We start from the raw sequence: 203 nt of genomic DNA, 5'->3' as shown, positions 1-203 counted from the left end.
CCAGGTACGCGGCGATCGAGGTGTCCTCGGCGTGCCACTCCGTGCGGTGCGTGCTCACAGGAGCGCCTCCCTCAGCTCGAGCCGCGCGCGGCTCATCCGGCTCTTCACGGTCCCGCGCGGGATCCCGAGCAGCGCGGCGGCCTCCCACGTCGAGAGCCCGTCGAGGACGGTCGCCTGGACGACCGCCAGCAGCTCCGGCGACA

General features: G+C 73.9%; 1 protein-coding gene. It reads right to left on the bottom strand.

Going from position 1 to position 203, the window contains the following annotated elements:
• Positions 1-54: 54 nt before the first annotated feature.
• Entirely contained in the window at positions 55-189 is a 135-nt protein-coding gene (locus QWY29_RS20970) for an RNA polymerase sigma factor (RefSeq protein ID WP_300963127.1), read from the bottom strand.
• Positions 190-203: the final 14 nt, after the last annotated feature.

The organism is Nocardioides abyssi, assembly GCF_030412915.1.
Lineage (GTDB): Bacteria > Actinomycetota > Actinomycetes > Propionibacteriales > Nocardioidaceae > Nocardioides > Nocardioides abyssi.
The sequence above is the reverse complement of the archived record's forward strand: the minus strand, read 5'-3'. Positions and strand labels throughout refer to the sequence as shown.